Origin of the sequence: Halothiobacillus sp. (genome assembly GCF_027346185.1) — a bacterium.
Lineage (GTDB): Bacteria > Pseudomonadota > Gammaproteobacteria > Halothiobacillales > Halothiobacillaceae > Halothiobacillus.
Genome location: NZ_DAIESY010000120.1, coordinates 1 through 23,044, shown reverse-complemented (window position 1 = coordinate 23,044; position 23,044 = coordinate 1). Strand labels below are relative to the sequence as shown.

General features: G+C 56.3%; 19 protein-coding genes and 1 pseudogene. 16 read left to right on the top strand and 4 right to left on the bottom strand.

The features are described from left to right. Positions 1 to 110: 110 nt before the first annotated feature. Positions 111 to 815, top strand: coding sequence for a rhodanese-like domain-containing protein (locus tag M7R55_RS08765; RefSeq protein WP_298220037.1), 705 nt, complete (start codon positions 111 to 113; stop codon positions 813 to 815). 42 nt (positions 816 to 857) lie between these two features. Here M7R55_RS08765 and M7R55_RS08760 read toward each other — a convergent pair whose 3' ends face one another. Beyond that, positions 858 to 1,724: a LysR family transcriptional regulator gene (locus tag M7R55_RS08760; RefSeq protein WP_298220036.1), complete on the bottom strand. Its 867-nt coding sequence runs from the start codon at positions 1,722 to 1,724 to the stop codon at positions 858 to 860. A gap of 113 nt (positions 1,725 to 1,837) precedes the next feature. Between M7R55_RS08760 and M7R55_RS08755 the strand changes: the two genes are divergently transcribed. The 7 genes from M7R55_RS08755 to M7R55_RS08725 all read left to right on the top strand — a co-directional run bounded on the left by M7R55_RS08755 (position 1,838) and on the right by M7R55_RS08725 (position 10,807). After that, positions 1,838 to 2,695, top strand: a complete 858-nt coding sequence (locus M7R55_RS08755; protein WP_298220035.1) for a pirin family protein — start codon at positions 1,838 to 1,840, stop codon at positions 2,693 to 2,695. A gap of 63 nt (positions 2,696 to 2,758) precedes the next feature. Further along, the gene (locus M7R55_RS08750; protein ID WP_298220034.1) at positions 2,759 to 3,400 is read left to right on the top strand and encodes a nitroreductase family protein; all 642 of its coding nucleotides are present in this window, start codon (positions 2,759 to 2,761) and stop codon (positions 3,398 to 3,400) included. Between the two features lie 365 nt (positions 3,401 to 3,765). Beyond that, positions 3,766 to 4,140 carry a hypothetical protein gene (locus tag M7R55_RS08745; RefSeq protein ID WP_298220033.1) on the top strand — a complete coding sequence of 125 codons (375 nt, stop codon included), beginning with the start codon at positions 3,766 to 3,768 and terminating at the stop codon, positions 4,138 to 4,140. A gap of 44 nt (positions 4,141 to 4,184) precedes the next feature. Next, the gene (locus M7R55_RS08740; protein ID WP_298220031.1) at positions 4,185 to 4,613 is read left to right on the top strand and encodes a hypothetical protein; all 429 of its coding nucleotides are present in this window, start codon (positions 4,185 to 4,187) and stop codon (positions 4,611 to 4,613) included. Between the two features lie 299 nt (positions 4,614 to 4,912). Next, a complete protein-coding gene (locus M7R55_RS08735) occupies positions 4,913 to 6,361 on the top strand; it encodes a TolC family protein (protein ID WP_298220030.1) in 1,449 nt (482 codons plus the stop codon). Further along, positions 6,358 to 7,671, top strand: coding sequence for an efflux RND transporter periplasmic adaptor subunit (locus tag M7R55_RS08730; RefSeq protein ID WP_298220029.1), 1,314 nt, complete (start codon positions 6,358 to 6,360; stop codon positions 7,669 to 7,671). The genes M7R55_RS08735 and M7R55_RS08730 overlap by 4 nt, the downstream gene beginning before the upstream one ends. Then, positions 7,664 to 10,807 carry an efflux RND transporter permease subunit gene (locus tag M7R55_RS08725; protein ID WP_298220028.1) on the top strand — a complete coding sequence of 1,048 codons (3,144 nt, stop codon included), beginning with the start codon at positions 7,664 to 7,666 and terminating at the stop codon, positions 10,805 to 10,807. The genes M7R55_RS08730 and M7R55_RS08725 overlap by 8 nt, the downstream gene beginning before the upstream one ends. Here the strand turns inward: M7R55_RS08725 and ubiA are convergent. Further along, the gene (gene ubiA, locus M7R55_RS08720) at positions 10,798 to 11,670 is read right to left on the bottom strand and encodes a 4-hydroxybenzoate octaprenyltransferase (RefSeq protein ID WP_298220027.1); all 873 of its coding nucleotides are present in this window, start codon (positions 11,668 to 11,670) and stop codon (positions 10,798 to 10,800) included. The two genes, M7R55_RS08725 and ubiA, sit on opposite strands and share 10 nt — an antisense overlap. A 263-nt stretch (positions 11,671 to 11,933) precedes the next feature. After that, positions 11,934 to 12,518: an SMC-Scp complex subunit ScpB gene (gene scpB, locus M7R55_RS08715; RefSeq protein ID WP_298220026.1), complete on the bottom strand. Its 585-nt coding sequence runs from the start codon at positions 12,516 to 12,518 to the stop codon at positions 11,934 to 11,936. Positions 12,519 to 12,670: 152 nt separating this feature from the next. Here scpB and M7R55_RS08710 point away from each other — a divergent pair, with 152 nt between their 5' ends. Genes M7R55_RS08710 through M7R55_RS08690 form a run of 5 tightly spaced genes read left to right on the top strand, consistent with a single transcriptional unit; the run spans position 12,671 to position 16,993 of the window. Next, positions 12,671 to 13,552 carry a zinc ABC transporter substrate-binding protein gene (locus M7R55_RS08710; protein WP_298220025.1) on the top strand — a complete coding sequence of 294 codons (882 nt, stop codon included), beginning with the start codon at positions 12,671 to 12,673 and terminating at the stop codon, positions 13,550 to 13,552. Positions 13,553 to 13,559: 7 nt separating this feature from the next. After that, the gene (locus M7R55_RS08705) at positions 13,560 to 14,417 is read left to right on the top strand and encodes a metal ABC transporter ATP-binding protein (protein WP_298220024.1); all 858 of its coding nucleotides are present in this window, start codon (positions 13,560 to 13,562) and stop codon (positions 14,415 to 14,417) included. Continuing rightward, positions 14,404 to 15,243, top strand: coding sequence for a metal ABC transporter permease (locus tag M7R55_RS08700; RefSeq protein ID WP_298220023.1), 840 nt, complete (start codon positions 14,404 to 14,406; stop codon positions 15,241 to 15,243). Before M7R55_RS08705 ends, M7R55_RS08700 begins: the two co-directional genes overlap by 14 nt. Positions 15,244 to 15,277: 34 nt before the next feature. After that, positions 15,278 to 16,144 (top strand): polyphosphate kinase 2 family protein, encoded by an 867-nt coding sequence (locus tag M7R55_RS08695; protein ID WP_298220022.1) that lies wholly within the window; start codon positions 15,278 to 15,280, stop codon positions 16,142 to 16,144. A 15-nt stretch (positions 16,145 to 16,159) separates the two neighbouring features. Then, positions 16,160 to 16,993, top strand: coding sequence for a potassium channel protein (locus tag M7R55_RS08690; RefSeq protein ID WP_298220021.1), 834 nt, complete (start codon positions 16,160 to 16,162; stop codon positions 16,991 to 16,993). Here M7R55_RS08690 and M7R55_RS08685 read toward each other — a convergent pair. After that, complete coding sequence (locus M7R55_RS08685) at positions 16,981 to 17,988, bottom strand: NAD-dependent epimerase (RefSeq protein WP_298220019.1); 1,008 nt, start codon at positions 17,986 to 17,988, stop codon at positions 16,981 to 16,983. The two genes, M7R55_RS08690 and M7R55_RS08685, sit on opposite strands and share 13 nt — an antisense overlap. Positions 17,989 to 18,514: 526 nt before the next feature. Between M7R55_RS08685 and M7R55_RS08680 the strand changes: the two are divergent. From M7R55_RS08680 to M7R55_RS08670, 3 genes and pseudogenes are all read left to right on the top strand, one after another. Next, positions 18,515 to 21,388, top strand: a pseudogene (locus M7R55_RS08680) (ribonucleoside-diphosphate reductase subunit alpha). A gap of 47 nt (positions 21,389 to 21,435) precedes the next feature. After that, complete coding sequence (locus M7R55_RS08675) at positions 21,436 to 22,617, top strand: ribonucleotide-diphosphate reductase subunit beta (RefSeq protein ID WP_298220018.1); 1,182 nt, start codon at positions 21,436 to 21,438, stop codon at positions 22,615 to 22,617. Between the two features lie 171 nt (positions 22,618 to 22,788). Beyond that, positions 22,789 to 22,989: a hypothetical protein gene (locus tag M7R55_RS08670; RefSeq protein WP_298220016.1), complete on the top strand. Its 201-nt coding sequence runs from the start codon at positions 22,789 to 22,791 to the stop codon at positions 22,987 to 22,989. The last annotated feature ends 55 nt before the right edge of the window (positions 22,990 to 23,044 follow it).

The following is a 23,044-nucleotide window of genomic DNA, read 5'->3' as shown; positions in this document are numbered from 1 at the left end:
TGAAGTCGATTCAGAATAATATAATTATCTAATATATTGATTTTATTGACAATCATTTACTCAACTGCTAATGCTTAGGTATTCTAACAAAGTTACAGGAGATAGGCGCCATGAAACCCAGTAAGCACTTAAACACCTTGATTGCTTTTGTCCCGATTGCTTTTGTTTTGTTTGTCAGTCTGTGTGCTGTATCTGCTACAACCCACGCGGACGAAGTTAAGCAAAAACTGCGGGTCAATATTACACGCGATCTGCCTTCCATCACCGTCATGGACCATGGCAAGCCTGTTGTCATCGAACGCAATCAGGATCCTGATCACACGGTGACCGCCGAGTACGCGAAAACCAGTCGAGATTGCCCCCCGTTCTGCATTCAGCCCATGCAGTTGCTGCCAGGCGTACACACCATCGGTGAACTGGAAATGATTCAATTTTTGAAAAAGAAAGCCGAGGGTGACAAGACGATTGAAATCATCGACTCCCGCACACCCGATTGGTACCGCAATGGTACGATACCCAGTGCAGTCAATATCCCATGGACACAAATCTACCGGGGTGCCTCCACGTACGAACCGCTTGTGGTCGAATCACTGCTGACGGATAAATTCAACGCCAAAGTCAGCGATGGCATATGGGATTTTCGGGGTGCCAAGACCTTGGTTCTGTTCTGCAACGGCCCCTGGTGTGGACAATCGCCCACCAACATCAAGGAATTGGTAAGCATGGGCTATCCTGCCGATAAAATTTATTGGTACCGCGGTGGCATGCAGTCTTGGAGCAATCTGGGTTTGACGACCATTCAACCGCCACAGTAACCCTGAACGTCGGCGAACATAGGTCCAAACCCATCCTAAATCTCAATCTTTGAACCGTGCCCGAATTGTATCGATCAAATGGGCGCCCGCTTTGCCGGCCGCAAATCCTGCAGTGTAGGCCAGACGGATATCCGTTTCATCGGCGACGGCATCAATCGTGCGCAAAGCACGGAGCATCGGATGACTGGCTATCTGTGGTTCAGGAAGCCACGCAAAACCCAGCCCCGACTCGATCAGGCCGATTGCAGTGTGTAAATGGTCGACCGAAAAGCGCTGCTCGGCAGATAACCAGCTCCCATTGGCCAATCGTCCCGGTGCTGAGTCACGAATGACGATTTGCCGGTATCTGCGCAGATCTGCATCGCTGACCGGATCGGCCTGCTGGGCAAGAGGATGCGTGCGTGCCGCGCAAGGGACAAGTTTCAGGCAGTCGAGCGATTCCATCAACAGCCCCGTGACAGCCTCGGTTCCAATGTACAGCCCGATTGCACCGGATTTCATCATAGCCGGACCGCCCCCCAAAACCGTTTCGTAGAGTTCGATACGTGTTTGTGGGTAACGCTCGGCGTGCACCGTTAACACCGCTTGGATCGGTGCAAACGGAACAATTTGGTCGATGGCAATACTCAAGGTTGGCTCAACACCTTGTGTCAGTTTGTTCGCCAAGGCCTGTGCGCCATCGAGATCACGCAGCACCGGTCGCATACGGCAGGTCAGCCGCTGACCGATCTCAGTGAGTATCAGCCGCCGCCCCTGATAAGCCACCAGAGGCAAGCCGACCTGAACCTCAAGCTGTTTGATGGCATGGCTGAGTGTTGATGGTGTCCGATGGAAATGATCCGCCGCCGCCTGCAAACCACCTAAATCAATCACCCCGATCAGCCAACGCCAGGGCCTCAGATCATCCATACCCACCTCATTTCGAATTATTCGAAGCTTTTTTGAAATTAATTTCGATATTAACAAAAAAATACGCGAGTAAAATTTCATTGGTAAACAGCAGATTCAAGCCAGGAGTAACGATGAACACATTCCATATTCGATACGCACAACCCACCGAAGATGGCGCCGGGGTCAAAATTCGCCGCATCAGCGAATTCACCGGAGCGATCGACCCATTTCTGATGGTCGATGAACTCAAATCCACCATTAAGGATGACTACATCGGCGGATTCCCACCGCACCCGCACCGGGGGTTCGAAACACTCACCTACTTGCTGCACGGCGGACTTCAGCATCGCGACTCTGAAGGGCATCAAGGTGGCGTGAGTAGGGGTGGTGCCCAATGGATGCGTGCGGGTAGTGGTGTTGTTCACTCGGAAATGCCGACAACCGACAGTGACGGGTTGCATGGCTTTCAGGTGTGGATCAACCTGCCTGCCACACTCAAAATGAGTACACCCGCTTACCGGGACGTCCAGGCGACCGAAATTCCAAAGGTCTCATTCACGGGGGGTGAAGCCCGCCTGATTGCCGATCGGTGGCAATTCAACGGCACATCGGGTGACGGTGCCATGCCCACCTTGGGTGATGGCGCAGGCATGGCTGATGTCCGCCTGAATGCAGGCGCGACAGTCGAAGTAAAACTGCCCGTGGGGTACCGACTGATGGCTTATGTCTATGCCGGCGTGGTGTCGGCATCGCGACAGGAAACTGGTGTACAAGGTAAGGCAGAAAACGGTGGGTTGATGGTATTCGACAGGGATGAACAGACCTTCAGGCTGCACAGTGAGACAGCAAGCGGATTGCTGCTCCTCTCCGGCAAGCCGCTCGACGAACCCATCGCCCATCGTGGTCCGTTCGTAATGAATACGGCTGCCGAACTTCAGCAAGCTATATTCGATTATCAATCCGGGGCCATGGGGCGGCTAAATCCATGAAACCATGACCAAGATCGAAATCACCAACGTATTTAACCCAAAACCGAATTGAGGATAGTGCACATGGATACTTTAACTGCCATTCACCAACGCTTCTCTGCTAACCGGTTCGATCAGAATCGTCCAGTTGCAGCCGAACTACTCGATCAATTGATTGATGCGGCTCGGCAGGCACCCAGTGCGTTCAATCTGCAACAGACAAGGTTCTTTGCTGTTCAGGATCTTGAAGCACGCAAGGTGCTGCGCGGTATTGCCTACAATCAAGCAAAAGTTGAGGAAGCGCCGTTGGTTATCGTGGTACTGGGAGATTTGAAAGCACACGAGCAGTACGAGGAAATCGCCAACGCAGACGAGCAGGCTGGCATTTATGATCAGAGAATGGCCGAATACTTCACAAATGCTGTGAAAACAGGGTACGCGGACTCGTCACGAGCGCATGACGAAGCAATTCGCTCCGGCTCTCTGGCCGCGATGAATCTGATGAACGCGGCGACTTCGCTTGGATTGGTTACGGGTCCGATGATCGGATTCGATCAGGAAAAATTCCGTAAGGCCTTTGATATATCGGATCGATACCTGCCGGTCATCATGATCACCGTCGGGTACAACGCCCCCGGCAACTGGCCACACAAGACACGTCACACGGTTGAAAAACTGCTTGAACGCAATGGTCAGCCCGGACGGAAAAACGCCTTTTCTACATAAACGGGCATCCAGTTGGGACTTCTTTTCCAGAGGTCTCAGGGTTACCCCAGCGGCATCACCATCCAACAACCATGATGATATGCACATGATTGGATCCATCAACAAACAATCAATACCACGCAACCATGAAGTGGTTTCGCCACTCTTTGCAGCGTACCGCTTCATTTTCTTGCAGTAACTCACCAGCGCCGTGCATTCCCAGCAACACAAAACCAGCCAATTCTATAAATAAGTTATTATTATCAACATATTATAATGATGTTTACTTTGTAAACTTTTGGTTACAGTTGATTAACCAATTGTTCCTTTTTTTGTCACCCCAACCATCCTAACCTTGCTACGTACCTCAGGCAGGAGAACGCAGCATGAACACTTCCCCCTTCAACCATCACGCATCCGTCCTGAAACGGATCGTCCTGCTCGGTATTGCTGGCGTCAGTTTAGGATTGGGTGGCTGCGCGGTTTATCCCGCAGGTTACGGTTATGGCTACACCAGCGAAACTGTCGTTACCGGCCCGGTGGTTCGTTACGAAGCGCCACCGCCACGCGTGGCAGTCGTGGGAGTCACGCCTTTTTCAGGTGCGATTTGGATCCCCAGCAACCGGGTGTGGCGTGATCGATGGTACTCACATCGTGACCACTGGGCGCACCCACCCCATCCTCGGGCAGAGTGGGGGCACGGACGCTGGCATCATCGTGATAACGACGACTGGCGCCAGCGTGATGGACGTTGGCATTAATCACCAGATCCCCTCCCTACTCAATCAACAGGAAGGAAAGCAAAATGAACCAAGCACACAATCAAAATAAAACATCGGTACAGCGTTTACGCAAAATCGGGCTTATGACCGGTTTGTTGCTCGGTGCTCTTGGCATCAGCGGCTATGCCGCAGCCGCCCCAGCTGAGATCGTGCTGGCACCGGGTTATTCGGCTGGAATCTTTATTGGAATAAATCAAGGTCGACCGATGCCTCCGCCCCATCACGAAATGATCGGACGAGCACCATTTCATGACGCCCTCTGGGTTCCGGGGCACTGGGAATGGCGCAATCGCTGGGTATGGTATCGAGGCCAGTGGGCGCATCGTCATCACAACTACCGTGAGCGGGCGTACTGGGCGCCACGGTATCCAATGTACCGCGAGGATCGGGACGACAGACGGTACGATGAGCATCGCCACGATCATGGCCCCGGTCGGTATGATGATGATTAACACGGCTACCGTCGCTGATTTATGACGAAACAATCCGCAAGACTGAACCACATCAAGCAAAAACCGGACTAAACTCCGCTCCGACATTGCAGAAATTCAACTCGATGTCGGTTTGGCAAATTACCTCTGGCTAATTTTTCCGGCAACAAAAGGAAATTTTTTTGCGCAATCGGTCCGCAACATTTTCATCAGTCAACCACACGCTACATGTCAAAAGCGTGCTTTTGGCTTTGGTAATGGCATTTGGCCCGTTTGGATTCTCTAACGTTTATGCGAATTCGTTTGATGATCCCTTCGGGGTGAACACCCACCTGCCCGAGCACCCGGGTAGAGAGGCCGCACAACTGGCTGATTTCTATACCATCCCCGCCCCGACGACCGTTCAGAAGCAACAAATAGACACAGGGCACGAATACTCACTTGCCGAACTGACCACGCTTGCCCTGTCGAACAATCCCCAGACCCACTCGGCGTGGGCCAGTTTGCGTGCACAAGCGGCTAGTGTGGGTATCTTAGAAGCAGCTTGGCTGCCCAAATTGACATTGAATGCCACGGCGCAGCAGGCTCAATCGACCACATCCACCGGTTTTAGTATCCCGACTCAGCGGATATTTGCGCCTAATCTGAGCTTGTCCTGGTTGCTGTACGATTTCGGCCAGCGCGAAGCAGGCATCTCAGCGGCAAAAGCCGGTCTTGTGGCGGCACGATTCGCCAATGACCAAACGCTGCAAACCGTACTGGCCAATGTTGCCACGGCCTATTACCAGTCGTTAGCGGATCGGGTGCTGGTCGACGTCGACAAACAATCGGTGAAAACGGCCCAGAAGGCACTGGATGCGGCTCAGGCCAGATACCGCTCCGGGCAGGCCACCATCAGTGATTTGTATCAGGCGAAAGCCGCACTGGCGCAGGCCGAGGGAACGCTGGCAACGGCCGAACAGACCCGACTCCAGAACGAGGGCGCACTGGCCAGTGCCGTCGGCTTGCCTGTCGATACACGGTTGCGACTCGCCCCTTTGCAAACCCGCATCGATCCCAAGCTCGAAGCAAATGTGAAATCGCTTCTGCACAGTGCGATTGCACAAAATCCGAACTTGCAGAATGCGCAGGCACAGGTGGCGCAGGCCCGAGCCACGCTCGATCAAACAGAAAGAGCCGGCATGCCCAGTATTTCACTGGGCGCCAATCAAGGTCTGCGCTTCCAGCAGAGCCTGGGCCGGACCCAAACCAACAGCATCGGCTTAACGCTCTCCGTGCCGCTGTTCACCGGTTTTAACCAGCACTATCAAACGGCACAGGCGCGCGCCAAGCTGGCAGAAGCCGAAGCCAACCGCGACACAACCTACCAGTCGACCGAACTGGCAGTGTGGCAGGGCTATTATGCATTCCGTGGTGCAGTGGTTGCGATTCCCAGTGCACGTGTCCAGGTAGAAAATGCCAGCGAGGCGCTCAAGGCGGTGCAGGCACAATACAAGGTCGGTTACGCCACGATTCAGGATCTTTTGACAGCTCAGTCCACGCTGGCAACGGCTGAAGTCACACTCGCTCAGAACGCATTGAATGCCTACACCGCGCTCGCCAAACTCGGCGCTGCCATCGGCCAACTCGGCTCGCCCATGTTCTCGGAACACAGCCTGCTTGATCCGACGACAGCAGCCGTCAGTGAAGGCGCCGCACCGTCCGATCATCAGCCCGATCTCGCTCCGACATCACATTTGTATGTTCAAAAGGAACAGTCCCAGCCATGACTATGCGCCGCCGACTCAAATTGCAAGCAGAGCCCATCCGTCGCCCGATGATCGGAATCAAGAGCCGCCTCCTGACCATCTTCGCCGTACTGTCCATTCTGGCCTTGGGTGGCTGCCAGAACCAGACAGCAACGGATAAATCGGCCGAGAAGGAAAAAGCAAAAACGGAGAAACCCGCATCAGGAATGCCGGGGATGATGATCACGAAAGTGTCCGTCATCACGCCCAGCGTTCGAACGGTACCCATCACCATGACCGCGGCGGGCACGTTGGCAAGTCCGAACGCCGTCACTCTGACGCCGCAGGTCAGTGGCACCATTGATGCCGTGCACGTGCAATCCGGTCAGCAGGTCGAAAAGGGCGATCTGCTCTTCTCGCTCGATGCACAACCCTTCGAAACGGCGTTGCTTTCTGCTCGGGCCAAACTCGAAGGCGACCGCGCCCAGGCGCGCTATGCCGCCCAGCAGGTCCAGCAACTCAAGCCCTTGGTCGAAAAGGAGTACGTCACGCGTCAGTCGTACGATCAGGCCGTCGCCACGGCCATGGCCGCCAACGCACTGATCGCTCAGGATGAGGCCGCCATTCAGACGGCGCAAATCAACCTCGCCTACACCAAGATCCGGGCGCCGATTACCGGACGACTGGGGGAAATTTCGCTCCAACCCGGCAATCTCGTGGTCGCCAACAACACCGCATTGTCGACCCTCGTTTCCAATCGTGAACTGTTGGTGAATTTCAGCCTGCCGCAATCGGTCTTGCAAGCACTCCGCGAGGAATGGCCGGGGCTGGGGCAAACCAAGCCGGGAGAAAAGAGCGTACCGCCGCCGACCGTCGAGATTCTGGATGAACACGCCGATCTCGTACTCGGCAAGGGGCACTTGAGCTTCATCGACAACAGCATCAGCGCCGGTACCGGTACCATCCGTCTGCAGGGGTTGATCGACAACCGCGACGGTTCGCTCTGGCCCGGTCAGTTCGTGACGGCACGCCTCACGCTGGGTCAAATCCCCGATGCGCAGGTTCTGCCCGCGGCTGCCGTACAGATTGGCGACCAGGGCATGTTTGTCTACCTATACAAGAATGGCAAAGTAGAAATGCAGACAGTTTCCCCCGCCAGGAACACGTCGAACGAAGCCGCCCTGCCCGCAGGCAGCCTGCCCGCCGATGCAAAAGTCATCTATCCCCTACCCGCCCGAATCGCACCCGGCATGGCGGTTGCTCTTGAAAAGACAAGTAACAAGAAAGGCCAAAGTTCTGAGCAGCTAAAAGCAGAACCTGCATCGCACCCAGGTAGTTCGAGCAATGAGTAACGCAATCGGCAACCTGGCCGCGCCGTTCATTCGGCGCCCGGTCATGACAACCGTACTCTTTGCCGCATTGATTCTATTTGGCGTGTTTGCCTGGCGGGCATTGCCGGTCGCCATGCTGCCGAATGTCGCATTCCCGACGGTCTCGGTTTCCGCCAGCCTGCCCGGTGCCAGTGCCGAACTCATGGCCAGTGCCGTCGCCTCGCCGATGGAACAGGCGTTTTCGGGGATTCCCGGTCTGCTGTCCGTCAACTCGGTCAATAGCACGGGCACGACCCGCATTACCCTGCAATTCGATTTAAGTCGCGACATCAATGCCGCCACGCAGGACACGCAAGCCGCGGTCACACAGGCCGCACGCTTCTTCCCCAGCACGATGACCCAACAGCCGACCGTGCGGCAACAGAACCCGACCAGTAGCCCCATCGTCTTTATCGGTTTATCCGCCCCCGATATGCCGCTGTACCAACTCGATGCCTTTGCCGAACAGCAACTGGCGGTGAAGTTGCAGTCCATTCCGGGCGTTTCGGAAGTGCGGGTGTTCGGTGGTCAAACCTACGCCGTGCGGCTTCTTCTGAACCCGTATGCCATGCAGGCGCGCAATCTTTCCCTGACCAATCTGGTCAGTGCAATCGACAGCAAAAATGCGAATCTGCCGCAGGGCACCCTGCAAAGCCTGAGCCGCTCATATAACCTCAAGGTCGATGGCCAGTTGACCAACGCGGCGCAATTCAACAAGCTCATCGTGACCTACAACAACGGCGCACCGGTCGAACTCAACCAGCTGGGGCACGCGGAGGACGGCGTGCAGCAGAACACGCGCGCCACCTGGATCAACAACGAGCGCGGCATCATTCTCGCCATTGTTCGTCAGCCCGATAGCAATACCGTCGATATCGCCAAGGCAATCCGAGACGCACTACCCAAGCTCAATGCGACGCTACCGGGCGGCGCCAAGATGCAGATCATCTACGACAAATCCACTTACGTTCAGGCAGCTGTCGATGAAGTGGAATTCACCCTGGTTCTGGCGAGTCTGCTGGTCGCCGCGGTGATCTGGCTGTTCCTCGGTCAATGGCGACAAACGCTCATCGCGGTGATTTCCATTCCGATCTCGATTCTGGGTACGTTTGCCGTCATGCATCTACTCGGCTACAGCCTGAACATCCTGACGCTGTTGGCGCTGACACTCGCGGTTGGTTTTGTTGTGGATGATGCGGTCGTCATGCTCGAAAACATTTCCCGCCACCGCGAAATGGGCAAGAGCCCGATGCAGGCCGCACTGATCGGCAGCCGGGAAATCAGCTTTACTATTCTGTCGATGACGCTCTCGCTGGCTGCCGTGTTCCTGCCGTTGATCCTGATGGGCGGCCTGCTCGGAAGATTGTTCCTCGAGTTCGGTGCCACGATCGGTATCGTGATTCTCATGTCAGGGCTGGTGGCCCTCTCGCTCACGCCCATGTTGCTGGCCAGAATGCGTGAGCAGAAGCAAACCGACGCCACCGCTACACCTCAACCGGGGCTGTTTGGCCGCAGTTTCAACGCACTCACCCGGGCTTATGTCCGTTCGTTGCGCTGGTCGCTGAAGTTTCGCTGGTTGATTCTGCTCACGGCGGCCGGTTCGCTTGTGGGTGCCGTCTTTTTCTTCCAGCATCTTGAAAAGGCATTCATACCCAGTTCGGATACCGGCATGGTGATGGGTATGTTGAGCTATCCGGAAGGGATCAGCTTCGATCAGCTCAAAGATCAGCAACAGATTATTTCCAGGGAACTGCAGAAAAATCCCGCGGTATTGACCGTCATGTCGAATGCCGGTCAGGGCGGCGCGGGCGGTGGCGGCAGCAATGTCGGTTTTATGATGATCCAGCTCAAACCGGCCAGCGAACGCGCGCCATTGACCACGGTTATTCAGGAATTCCGCAAAACCATGGCGAAACTCTCCGATAGTCTGGGATCGACGCGCGCCTTCTTCATTGAACCACCCGCCATTCAAATCGGTGCGCTTTCCTCGAATTCGAACTATCAGTTTGTCCTGCAATCAACCAATCAGGATCAGCTCAACGAGGCCGCACAGGCATTCCTACCCTATCTGCGTGCCGTTCCCGGCGTGACGAGTGTCGATTCCAGCCTGCAAATCCGCAACCCGCAGATCAACGTGGATATCCTGCGTGAACGCGCCGCTGCGCTTGGTGTCACCCCAAGCGCGCTCGAACAGACGCTGAATCTGGCGTTTGGCGGCACCCAGGTCAGTACGATTTATGGCGCGAGCAATCAATATCAGGTCATCGCTGAACTGGCGCCGCAGTACCAGAACGACATCTCCGCGCTGGACGCCATCAGCGTGCCCGGCAGCAATAACACGCTAGTCCCCTTGAGCGCGGTGGCACGCTTTTCAACCGGCGTCGGGCCGCTGTCCATCACCCACTACGGCCAACTGCCGTCGATCACCCTGTCGTTCGATCTCAAGCCCGGCTATTCGCTCGATCAGGTCAGCCGGGGCATTGAACAAACCGCATTGGAACATCTGCCACAGAATGTCAGCGGCCAGTTCGCCGGTTCCGCGCAGGCATTCCAGGACTCGCTCAAGACGCTACCGTTACTGCTCGGTGCCACCATTCTTGTGATTTATGTCATCCTTGCGATCCTGTATGAACACTTCATTCACCCACTCACCATCCTGACCGCCCTGCCCCTGGCCGGCTTCGGCGCGCTGGCTTCGCTGTACCTGTTCAACCAACCGCTCGATGTGTTCAGCTTTGTCGGCATCATCATGCTGGTGGGGTTGGTGAAGAAAAACGGCATCATCATGCTAGATTTCGCCATCCACCGACGACGAGAAGGCGAAAGTGCGATTGATGCGATGGTCGATGCCTGCGCCGTACGTTTCCGGCCGATCATGATGACCACACTCGCCGCCATTCTGGGCACCCTGCCCATTGCCGTCGGCTTCGGAGCACAGGCAGAAGCGCATCAGGCGCTAGGGATTGCCGTTGTCGGTGGTTTGGTGTTTTCCCAGTTATTGACGCTGTATGTCACTCCGGCGTTCTACGTGGTAGCCGAGGGGCTGACTGGACGAAAAAAGAAGAGTACTGAGGAAGAATCGACCGTGGTCGGTCAGGCCCAAACTAATCAAGAATAAGCCAGCAGCAAGGCGATCATCACCAGAGCGCCGAATACGTTATTCCGCAGAAAGGCACGAACGCAATGCGCGGGGTCGCGGTCCCGGGCGGAATACACAATCCATACCGCACTGACGGCGGCCAACAACAGCGCAATGAACGGGATCAGACCGAACCCCTGAATCACGCCGATCAGGATCAGGGTCGCCAATGTGGCGACATACAGCGCGCTCACGATCAGCAAATCGAAGCGACCGAACAGCACGGCAGTCGATTTCACGCCTACCTTCAGATCGTCCTCCCGATCAGCCATCGCATACAGTGTGTCGTAGGCCACCGTCCAGAACATATTGGCGAGGAACAGCAACCAGCCAACCATGGGAACCGTTCCGGTCTGGGCGGCAAATGCCATTGGAATGGCCCAGCCGAACGCCATACCGAGTTGAACCTGCGGCAAGTGGTGAAAGCGTTTACCGAAGGGATAGGTAGCCGCCAGAATCAATGCCACGATCGAAAGCAGAATCGTCGTGGTATTGAGTTGCAGCACCAGAACCAACCCCACCAGTGACAGGAACACGAATACGCCAACCGCCTCACTCGGTCGGATCAGCCCGGCCGCCAGCGGGCGGTTTTTCGTGCGCGCCACATGCCCATCCACATGTCTGTCGGCGTAATCGTTGATGGCACATCCTGCCGAACGCATCACCACCACGCCCAGCGTAAAAATCACGAGCAGACGCCAATCGGGCACACCGCCTGCCGCCAACCACAGGGCCCACCATGTCGGCCACAGCAAGAGATAAATGCCAATCGGGCGGTTTAAGCGCGTCAGCGCGATATAGAGCGGCAGACGATTCCGGATGAGTTGCAGAAAATGAGTCAAGGCGACCTCTGGACGTAGATAGCCAATCAGGCCGTACAGGCAGAAGGCGAGGATCTCGCAGGCTCTTTGCGCCGAACATTATCCAGCTCCTTGCCCAGCGACCGGGCGCGCGCATGGGCCGCCCGCCGTCCAAGTACGAATGTTTTCATTAAATTCATGAGTATCTTCTCTTCAAATCTGGCGCGAAAGGTACCGTAATTCCCCTGTCAGGAGAAAGTTTTGCTGCTCGATTTGCGGACATGACAAAGACAAAATCGAGGCTGTTACACGTCCATCGTGCCTTGGTGCACGAAGTCGTCGAACGTCGGCAGGGACGCCAGAGAATCGAGGCCGAAATCCTGAAGAAACTGTGCCGTGGTGCCCAATAGTTCCGGTTTGCCCGGTGTGTCCTTGTGGCCGACCGACCGGATCCAGCCACGCTCGACCAAAGTACGGATGATCTGTGGATTGACGCTCACGCCACGCACGGCTTCGATTTCCCCACGGGTAATGGGCTGCCGCCATGCAATCAGCGCCAGTGTTTCCAGTACGGCACGTGAATAGCGGCTGGTCCGTGGCGCTTCACTGCGGGCGAGGTAAGGCGCGATCTGATTATTGGCGAGCAGTCGCCAGCTCGATACACCGGCCGCTTCGCGGCGTTCAAGATCAATGAACGGATGCGCATCGTACCGGGCTTGCAACCGCGCCAACGCTTCGCTCAAAGTGGCAACCGGTGTCTCGGAACCGATCATCCGCTGTAGATCCGCCAGACTCAAGGGCGCGTCGCTGGCCAGCAGCAAGGCCTCGATCAGCGCTGCCAGCGCGGCTTGTTTTCCTGCATCCGGTGCCAATGTGAGTTCCTGATTCAATGTTTCGCTTCCTGATCGTTCATGGTTTCACCCTGGTTTTCACCTTGGCCAAGAATATATGCGCTTTGTGTGCTGATAAATACGTTATAATGTACCAAAATATTCTTTGAACCTTCGCTCCGTTCCCTCAATCATCTAACAAAGAGTTTGCCATGCGTCTTTTCTTTGCACCGTTTCAGATTGCATTGTTACTGATTCTCAACCTGGCTGCGGCTTCGGTCTGGGCGGCATCGCCCATCGACGTGGCTGTCAGCATTCCACCCCAAAAATATTTCGTGCAGATGATCGGGGGTGATCATGTGACCGTCGAGGTTCTGGTCCCCGCCAATGCAGAGCCTGAAACCTACGAACCCACGCCACGCCAGATTGCCGATCTTTCCAAGACTGATCTGTACATGGAAATCGGCGTACCGCTCGAACGGGCCTGGTTAGCGCGTTTTACCGCAGCCAACCCGAAAATGGTTGTGGTAAATACCGCTCGCGGCATCGAGCGGATGCCGATGCTGCGCCACGACCATGCTCATGATGTAGCCAAAGGGACGGGACTTGATCCGCATATCTGGTTATCGCCGGTATTGGTCCGCATTCAGGCCATGAATATTCGGGATGCGCTGATCAAGGCCGATCCCGCGCACGCCGCCGATTACCTGCAAGGCTATGCCAAGCTGGCCCGAAAAATCGACGAGGTCGATAGCGATATTTTGCAGTCTCTGGTCGATCATCCGCTCAAACAGACCCGATTTATCGTGTTTCACCCGGCATTCGGTTATTTCGCCGCAGCCTACGGGTTGACCCAAGTGCCCATCGAAATCGAAGGCAAGGAACCCGGTCCACGTCAACTCGGCGAGCTGATCAATTATGCGAAGAACAACGACATCAAGGTCGTTTTCATCGAACCTCAATTCGCACAGAAAGCGGCCAAAACCATTGCCGACTCCATCGGTGGCGAGGTGGTAACCATCGACCCGTTGCAAGAAGACTGGCCTGCCGGTATGGAAGCGATTGCCACGGCATTGAACAAGTCGCTGCGTTAACCACTTCATGGACTCGCACTCGCAAAAGGCCATCACGCCGGAGCCGATCATTCAACTGCGTAACGTGGCTTTCGATTTTGAGAACACACGTGCGCTGAGTGATATCAACATCGACATCGCGCGTGGTGAATTCATCGCCGTCATCGGGCCCAATGGCGGTGGCAAGACCACGCTCATGCGATTGATCCTGGGTCTGCTCACACCGACCGAGGGCGAGGTGCGCATCTTTGGCGAACGCCCCGGTGCCAATCCCGACCGCATCGGCTACGTGCCTCAGCACAGTAACACCTCGCCCGGCTTTCCCGCCTCGGTCGAACAGGTTGTTCTGATGGGACTGGCCCAAGGAAATAGCCTGCTTGGAAAGCGCCGTGGTATCCGCTACACCCGCGAAGAACGCGCACAGGCCGAACACGCCATGCGCCGGGCAGGTGTGTCGGATCTTGGCAAGCGCCGCTTGAATGAACTGTCCGGTGGCCAGCGCCAGCGCGTTCTGATCGCTCGGGCATTGATTACCCAGCCAGAATTGCTAATTCTCGACGAACCGCTCTCGAACATCGACCCATACGGCCGCCAATGCATCCTCGAAACCCTGACCGGGCTGGATGCTCAAACCACAGTCGTCATGGTCAGTCATGATTTGGGCATCACAGCCAATGCAGTGACCGGCATTATTGCGGTGAACCGTTATGCCCTGGCCTCAACGGATGCCCAACTGACCCCGGCGATGCTCGACCTGATGTACGGCATTCACGAAGCCGGCTGCCCGGTTCACAGCCTGCTGCAACAGATGGTAGAAACCATGCCTTCCGAGAACAAACCCACTGACGGCAAGACAGCCTGTGGAAATAGCCATGACACTCACTGAGTTATTGCAGCAAAACTTCATGCAGCATGCCCTGCTGGCCAGCTTGTTGGTGAGCGTCACCTGTGGCGTGATCGGTGCACTGGTCGTCGTGAACCGGCTCACGTTCATGGCCGGCGGTATCGCGCACACGGCGTATGGCGGTGTCGGCCTGGCGTTCTTTCTCGGCGCGCCGGTCCTGCCGACGGCCGGCGCCTTCACCGCGGGCGCAGCCATGCTCCTCGGCACGCTGACACTCAAAAAACGTGAACGAACCGATACCCTCATCGGTGTGATCTGGGCGGCAGGCATGGCGTTCGGCATCATCATGATCAACCTCACCCCGGGCTACAATGTGGGCCTGATGAGTTATCTGTTCGGCAGCATCCTCACGGTACCGGCCAGCGATTTGTGGCTCATGCTCGGCATCGATGTCGTCATCGTCAGCCTCACGCTCTACTTTTACCGCGATATCCTGTCGTTTTCCTTTGATCCGGATTTCGCCCGCTCCCGCGGCATTCCCGTGCAATGGCTCTACTTCATGATTCTGATCATGGTCGCCGAGGCGGTCGTGATGATGATTCAGGTCGTCGGCTTGATTCTGGTGATCGCCCTTTTGACCTTGCCACCCTACCTTGCCGAGCGGCACACCAAGAGTCTGGCCGGATTGATGGTCGCCTCCGGTATCTGGAGTTTCGTGTTCTGTCTGGGCGGACTCTGGGTCGCCTATCAGTTCGACCTCAGCTCCGGTGCCAGCATCATTGCCACGGCCTGCACGCTCTACCTCGCTGTCGCCGGTGGTCAAAAGCTGTGGAATCTGATCAGCCGTCAGGAAAAAACTGCGGCATAATCGACGTTTTCCACTTATCAGCTGAGCCATACCGATGAATTATCGCGCACGCTTTCTGGTCGACCCGCTCAAGAAGCTTTCTCTGGCCGACATCGACCCCGACGACACCGGTGACATCGACAAGGAGAAAGCCGCCGAACTAACGGCAACCTATCTTCAACGCATGGAAGAGGATCAATTCCTCCTCTATGCAGATGGCCGACAATCACTGCTTGTGGTTTTGCAGGCACTCGATGCGGCAGGCAAGGATGGCGTGATCCGCCATGTATTCAGCGCCATGAACCCCCAGGGTACCCGCGTCCACGGTTTCAAGCAACCCACTCCGCTTGAGGCCGCGCATGATTTTCTCTGGCGCGCCCATGCCCAGGTGCCGGCGGCTGGCGAAGTGGTGATTTTCAACCGCTCGCACTACGAAGATGTGCTGGTGGTTCGGGTGCATGATCTGGTGCCGCGAGAAGTCTGGTCTCAGCGCTACGAAACAATCAATGCCTTCGAGCGGCTGCTCGCTGAAAACGGCACCCGCGTCCTCAAGTTCTTTTTGCATATCAGCCCCGATGAGCAACTCGAACGCTTCAAGAAGCGACTGGACGACCCCAAGCGTCATTGGAAAATCAGCGAGTCGGATTACTCCGAACGCAAGTTCTGGCCGCAATACATCGAGGCCTATGAAGAAGCGCTGGTCAAAACCAGCACACTGACTGCGCCGTGGTATGTCATCCCGTCCGATCACAAATGGTTCAGGAACCTGGCCGTGTCCCAGATCATCGCCGAAACACTCGAAGAAATGGGCTTAGAACTGCCGCCGACCCGGGTCAACATTGACGAGATCAAGCTGCATTACCATGCCGCCGTGAAGGCCGCCAATGGCAACGGTAATGGTAATGGCAAGAAAACTACCTGAATCAACGCGACCACCGTGCCAATCTACCGTATAAATTACACCCGCCGCGCCCAACAGGACGCTCGGAATCGCCGTCTTCAACTGATGCGATTGAGCAGCCTGTTCGCGATCATCCTGCTCGCGACTGCTCTGGGCCTTGCCGTACTGGACCCCACAAACAATCCCTTGCCGACCAAATTCTTTGACGCGCTTTGGAATGCGACCAACCTCGTCACCACGCTTGGCGATTTCACGCCATTCACGGACGCGCAGAAAGTATTCATGATTGCGGCCAGCTTCTCCATCATGGTGTTGGGCGGCTATGCCATTACACAAACCATCAACTGGCTGACCAGCCCGATCGCCGCCATCAACCGCGAGAACCGACATATGAGCCGTAATTTCGAAAACCTGCGTGATCACGTCATTGTGATCGGATACAGTCCGCTCGGGCGGCTGGTCACAGATCGGATGACCACCTCGGAAAACGTGGTCGTCATCGAAAATCGGGAAGATCTGGCCAATCAAGCCTCGGAACACGGCTTGCTGGTAGTTCACGGCGATGCCGGACTGGACGATGAGGTGTTCACCCGGGCGGGCATCGATTTTGCGAAGGCATTGGTTGTCACCAGTGAATCACCGGATCGCAAGCTGGCCATCACCCTCATGGCGCATGCCCGCAATGCCAATCTGCGCATCGCCGTCACGGCGGAGAATGACAGCCGCGGCCTGCTATTACGCCGCGCAGGCGCTACGGATGTGGTGGTGGCAGATGACCTGATCGCCCATACGCTGGTCGGGCACTTGTACACATCGCCACCGGTTTCGCCACCTGCTCTGGATCAGGAAGATCCGAATCAGACCGAATAATACGCGCGATACCAATCCACGAAATTCCGCACGCCCACTTCCACCGGCGTGCTGGGCTGATAGCCAACATCGGCGACCAGATCAGCCACATCCGCAAACGTATCCGGCACGTCACCCGGTTGCAGTGGCAACAAATTCAGTTCCGCCTTCTTGCCGATCGCCTGCTCGATGCACTCGATATAGGTCAGCAGTTCCACCGGCTGGCTGTTGCCGATGTTATAGACGCGCCACGGCGCACGGGATGTACCCGGATCGGGCTTTGTACCATTCCATGCCGGATTGGACTCTGCCGTATGATCCAGTGTGCGGATAACCCCTTCGACAATATCGTCGATGTAGGTGAAGTCCCGCCGGTGCTTGCCATAATTGAACACATCGATCGGCTCACCTGCCAGAATGGCCTTGGTGAACTTGAACAGCGCCATGTCCGGTCGTCCCCAGGGGCCATATACCGTAAAGAACCGCAGGCCGGTCGTTGGCAGCTGGTAAAGCGACGAATAAGTATGCGCCATCAGCTCGTTGGCCTTCTTGGTTGCTGCATACAGCGAAAGCGGATGGTCGATGTTGTCATGCACCGAAAAGGGCAACGTCTCGTTCGCGCCATAGACCGAGCTTGATGAGGCATATACCAGGTGCTCGACCGATGCGTGGCGACATCCCTCAAGGATGTTTACGAACCCGACGAGATTGCTGTCGACATAGGCATGCGGATTTTCGATGGAGTACCGCACGCCGGCCTGTGCCGCCAGATGCACGACCCGGTCGATCTTCTGTTCGGCGAACAGCCGCTCGATGGCCGGGCGATCACTGATATCCATTTCAATGAACGCAAAGCCCTCATGCGCGGCCAAACGCGCCAGACGCGCCCTTTTCAGGTTCACATCGTAATAATCGTTGAGGTTATCGATACCCAGTACCGTATCGCCCCGCGCCAACAGACGCAGAGCCGTGCTTGAACCAATAAATCCGGCCGCTCCGGTGACAAGTACGCGCATAACTCCTCCCTGATTCCGATTGAGTGCCGCGAATTGTAGCGGTTTGCCGCGCATCCTGCCGAACCCATCCACCACCAAAGACGGCAAACCCAAAAAAATGTAAAAATTTGGGCACTATGCACCACCGTATTTGGCGTGGGCATCTTGTCGATTTCCATCGAATGGCCAATTCGCCCCGGTAACGTCCAAGCGACTGTTTCATCGGCCACCCGGCCATTTTGCGCTCAACTTATCCACAGGCTCTCCTCCGGATAGAGCACAATGCCACCCAGCCAACATACACCACATGTTGTGTTATTCAATTAAAGAAAGCACTTTAATTAGTGTAAATACCAGTTGACATTCACCTTGCGCTGACCAAAAATCATTCGGGCCGGATGACCACCGGGTTTCGATCTTTGAGCGTTTACCTCCGCGCCATCGCGTACGCACAAAGCGCCTGAAACCCGTGATTTAACCAAGCCGAACCGTCTTCGCCACTGCGCTTCACCACCGCCCCCAATAATGGAAAATCAGGATGGAAAACATGACAGCAAGCACCGCCACTGAAACCGCAACCAAATCCACCACCGCGCGCAGCGTACCTACCGCCGTACACTCGACCATTGACACGGCCGCCACCACACCCGGTCAACTGCGGGTCATTCGTCGCAACGGCAAGGTCACCGCATTCGATGATTCGAAAATCAAGGTAGCCATGACCAAGGCGTTCCTGGCGGTAGAAGGTAGTGGTGCCGCCGTTTCCATGCGCGTGCATGATCTCGTGAATGCGCTGTCCGACCAGATTTCGTCCGCCCTCAAGCGTCGCGCACCGGGCGGCGGCACCGTGCATATCGAAGACATTCAGGATCAGGTCGAACTGGCCCTGATGCGCGAAGGCCACCACAAGGTGGCCCGTGCCTACGTGCTTTATCGTGAGCATCAGGCTCAGAAGCGAGCCGCCGAAGCGCCTGCGCAAGCCGCACCCGAAATCGTTCTGAACGTGACCCACGCCGATGGCACCCGCAGCCCGCTGGATCACGTGCGCCTGAACGCGCTGGTCGGCGAGGCTTGCATCAACCTGACCGACGTCGATCCCGCTGCCGTGCTGCAAGAAACCCTGCGCAACCTTTTCGATGGTGTGCCTGAGAAGGAAGTCAACACCGCACTGGTGATGAGCGCCCGCACCCTGATCGAAAAAGACCCGAACTACTCATTCGTCGCCGCTCGACTACTGCTCGACAGCATTCGTACCGAAGCCCTGCGCTTCACCAAGCAACCGGTGACTGTCTGCACGCAATCCGAACTGTCCGGCCTATTTGCCGATTACTTCCAGGCGTACATCAACACCGGTATCGAGCACGAACTGCTGGACCCGACCCTGCGCCAGTACGACCTCAAGCGTCTGACTGCCGCCATCGACACCAGCCGTGACCTGCAATTCAGCTACCTCGGCCTGCAAACCCTGTACGACCGCTACTTCCTGCATCAGGACGGCGTGCGTTTCGAACTGCCGCAAGCCTTCTTCATGCGCGTCGCCATGGGCCTGGCCATCAATGAAATCGACCGCGAAGCCCATGCGATCGAGTTCTACAAACTGCTGTCCTCGTTCGACTTCATGAGCAGCACGCCGACCCTCTTCAACTCCGGCACCCTGCGTCCGCAGCTTTCCTCCTGCTACCTCACCACGGTGCCAGACGATCTGAACGGCATTTTCGCCGCGATCAAAGACAACGCTCTGCTCTCCAAATTTGCGGGTGGCCTGGGTAATGACTGGAGCCGCGTCCGCGCCCTGTCCAGCCACATCAAGGGCACCAACGGCAAATCACAGGGCGTCGTGCCCTTCCTGAAGGTCGCCAACGATACCGCCGTGGCCGTGAACCAGGGCGGCAAGCGCAAAGGCGCGGTCTGTGCCTATCTGGAAACCTGGCATCTGGACATCGAAGAATTCCTCGACCTGCGCAAGAACACCGGTGACGACCGTCGCCGTACCCACGACATGAACACCGCCAACTGGGTGCCCGATCTGTTCATGAAGCGCGTGATGGAGGAAGGTGAATGGACTCTCTTCTCACCGTCCGATTGCCCCGACCTGCATGATCTCACCGGTCTTGCATTCGAAAAGGCCTACACCGCCTACGAAGCGCGCGTCGATCGTGGCGAAATGAAGAACTTCCGCCGCATCAAGGCCACCAACCTGTGGCGCAAGATGCTGTCGATGCTGTTCGAAACCGGCCACCCGTGGATCACCTTCAAAGACCCCTGCAACCTGCGTTACACCAACCAGCACGCTGGCGTGGTTCACTCATCGAACCTGTGCACGGAAATCACCCTGCACACCAACGATCAGGAAATCGCCGTCTGCAACCTGGGTTCGGTCAACCTCGCCCAGCACGTCACCGAACATGGTCTGGATCAGGAAAAACTCGCCCGCACCATCAAGACAGCCATGCGAATGCTCGATAACGTAATCGAGTACAACTACTACTCCGTATCGCAAGCGCGCAATTCCAACCTGCGTCACCGCCCGGTGGGCCTCGGCATCATGGGCTTCCAGGATGCATTGCACATCCAGAAGATCCCCTACTCGTCCGAACAGGCCATCGAATTCGCCGATCGTTCCATGGAAACCGTGAGCTACCACGCCATCAGCGCGTCGAGCGATCTGGCCGCCGAGCGTGGCCGTTATCAGAGCTACGAAGGCTCGCTATGGAGCCGCGGTATCCTGCCGATCGATTCGATCGATCTCTTGGCCGAAGCGCGCGGCAAATACCTCGTCATGAACCGGGATACAACGCTCGATTGGGACGCCCTGCGTGCCAAGATCAAGGTTCAGGGCATGCGTAACTCCAACACCATGGCCATCGCCCCGACCGCCACTATCTCCAACATCTGCGGCGTGGCCCAGTCGATCGAGCCGACCTTCGAGAACCTGTTCGTCAAATCGAACCTGTCGGGCGAATTCACCGTCATCAACCCGTATCTGGTCCGCGACCTCAAGGCGCTGGATCTGTGGGATGAAGTCATGGTCAACGACCTCAAATACTTCGATGGCAGCGTGCAGCAGATCGACCGCATCCCGGATTCGCTCAAGGCCCTGTACGCGACCGCGTTCGAAGTCGAGCCACGCTGGTTGATCTAAGCCGGTTCACGTCGCCAGAAATGGATCGATCAGGCGCAATCGCTCAACCTTTATCTGGCCGATCCGTCCGGCCCGAAACTGGACCAGATGTACAAGAACGCCTGGCTGGTGGGCCTGAAAACCACGTACTACCTGCGTGCCTCATCCAAAACGCGTGTAGAGAAAACCACCATGACGAAACTGGACGGCAAACTGCGCGGTGTCAATACTGACCCGATTGCCGAAGCCCTGCCGAAAGCCTGTGCCATTGACGATCCCGGCTGTGAGGCCTGCCAATAATCGGCTCGACGATACGTACTGGAATGAAAAAGAAAGAGGAACAGAACATGTTGAATTGGAACGAACTGGATGCAAAACAAACCCCGAATGCGGGCATGATTCCGGCCATGGACGAACCAACCACCTTGGCGGCCGAAGCGACTGAAGCGCAAAGAGCCGCCCACGCTGCTACCCACGGCCAAACCGGTCTGGAAGGCATCGCTCAGGGTGCGGGCCGTGTCGATGTTTCGGCCAAGCGAATCATCAACGCCACCGCCGACGTCAACCAGCTCCTGCCCATGAAATACACCTGGGCCTGGGAAAAATACCTCGCCGGCTGCAACAACCACTGGATGCCGACCGAAGTGTCCATGCAGGCCGACATCGCCCTGTGGAAAGGCCGTGACGGCGCCCTCACCGCAGACGAACGCGCCATGATCATGCGCAACCTCGGCTTCTTCGCCACCGCGGAAAGCCTCGTTGCCAACAACATCGTGCTCGCCATCTACAAGCAGGTCACCAACCCCGAATGCCGCCAGTACCTGCTGCGTCAAGCCTTCGAAGAAGCAGTACACACCCACACCTTCCAGTACATTGTGGAAAGCCTGGGGTTGGCCGAAGGCGAACTGTTCAACATGTACCGCGAAGTCCCCTCCATCACCGCCAAGGATGCCTGGGCACTCAAGTACACCAAGAACCTGTCAGACGGCGACTTCGACACCAGCACCACGCAAGGCGCACAGGACTTCCTGCGTGACCTCGTCGCATTCTACGTCGTGTTCGAAGGCATGTGGTTCTACACCGGCTTCGCGCAGATCCTCTCGCTGGGCCGCCGCAACAAGATGACCGGTATCGCCGAGCAATATCAGTACATCATGCGCGACGAATCCATCCACATGAACTTCGGTATCGACGTGATCAACCAGATCAAGATCGAAAACCCGCACCTTTGGACCGAAGAATTCAAGGCCGAAGTCACCCAGATGCTCAAGGAAGCCGCGGAACTGGAAATCGCCTACGCCCGCGACACCATGCCGCACGGCCTGCTCGGCCTGAACGCAGAAATGTGTGCCGAATACCTGCACTTTATAGCCAACCGCCGCTGCAACCAGATCGGTCTCGCCGAACTCTTCCCCGGGGCAACCAACCCCTTCCCGTGGATGAGCGAAGTCATCGACTTGAAGAAGGAGAAAAACTTCTTCGAAACCCGAGTCACCGACTACCAAACCGGCGGCGCGCTGAACTGGTAAGAGAAACAACAAACCCGCCGAATGGCGGGTTTTTGTTTGCAGACCATAGTGGTCGACACAGACCGTAACTGAAAAATTTGCTTTTAGGTTCCCTCCACAGCCTCACTGCACCAGAGAACACTTACCTCTTGAACAAAACATTTCAAACACTCCACAGAAAGAGAAATAAGAATGGCTGAAGCAAAAATAGAAATAACAATTGGACAAATAACCTTCTTAGGCGAAGGTGAGCCGTCATGGCTGTCTGAGCAGTTGGATAAAATTCTCGATAGAGCAGAAAGCCTACTGGGCACCTCGAAAAACCCCATCCATTCCCCACAGCATCCGGTAAAATTCGATTCATCTGACCACCATCTCTTTTGCTTCCAATGAAACAACGCAGCGCCATCAAGACCGACCTATTTGCTGACCAGCATCACAAGCAGAC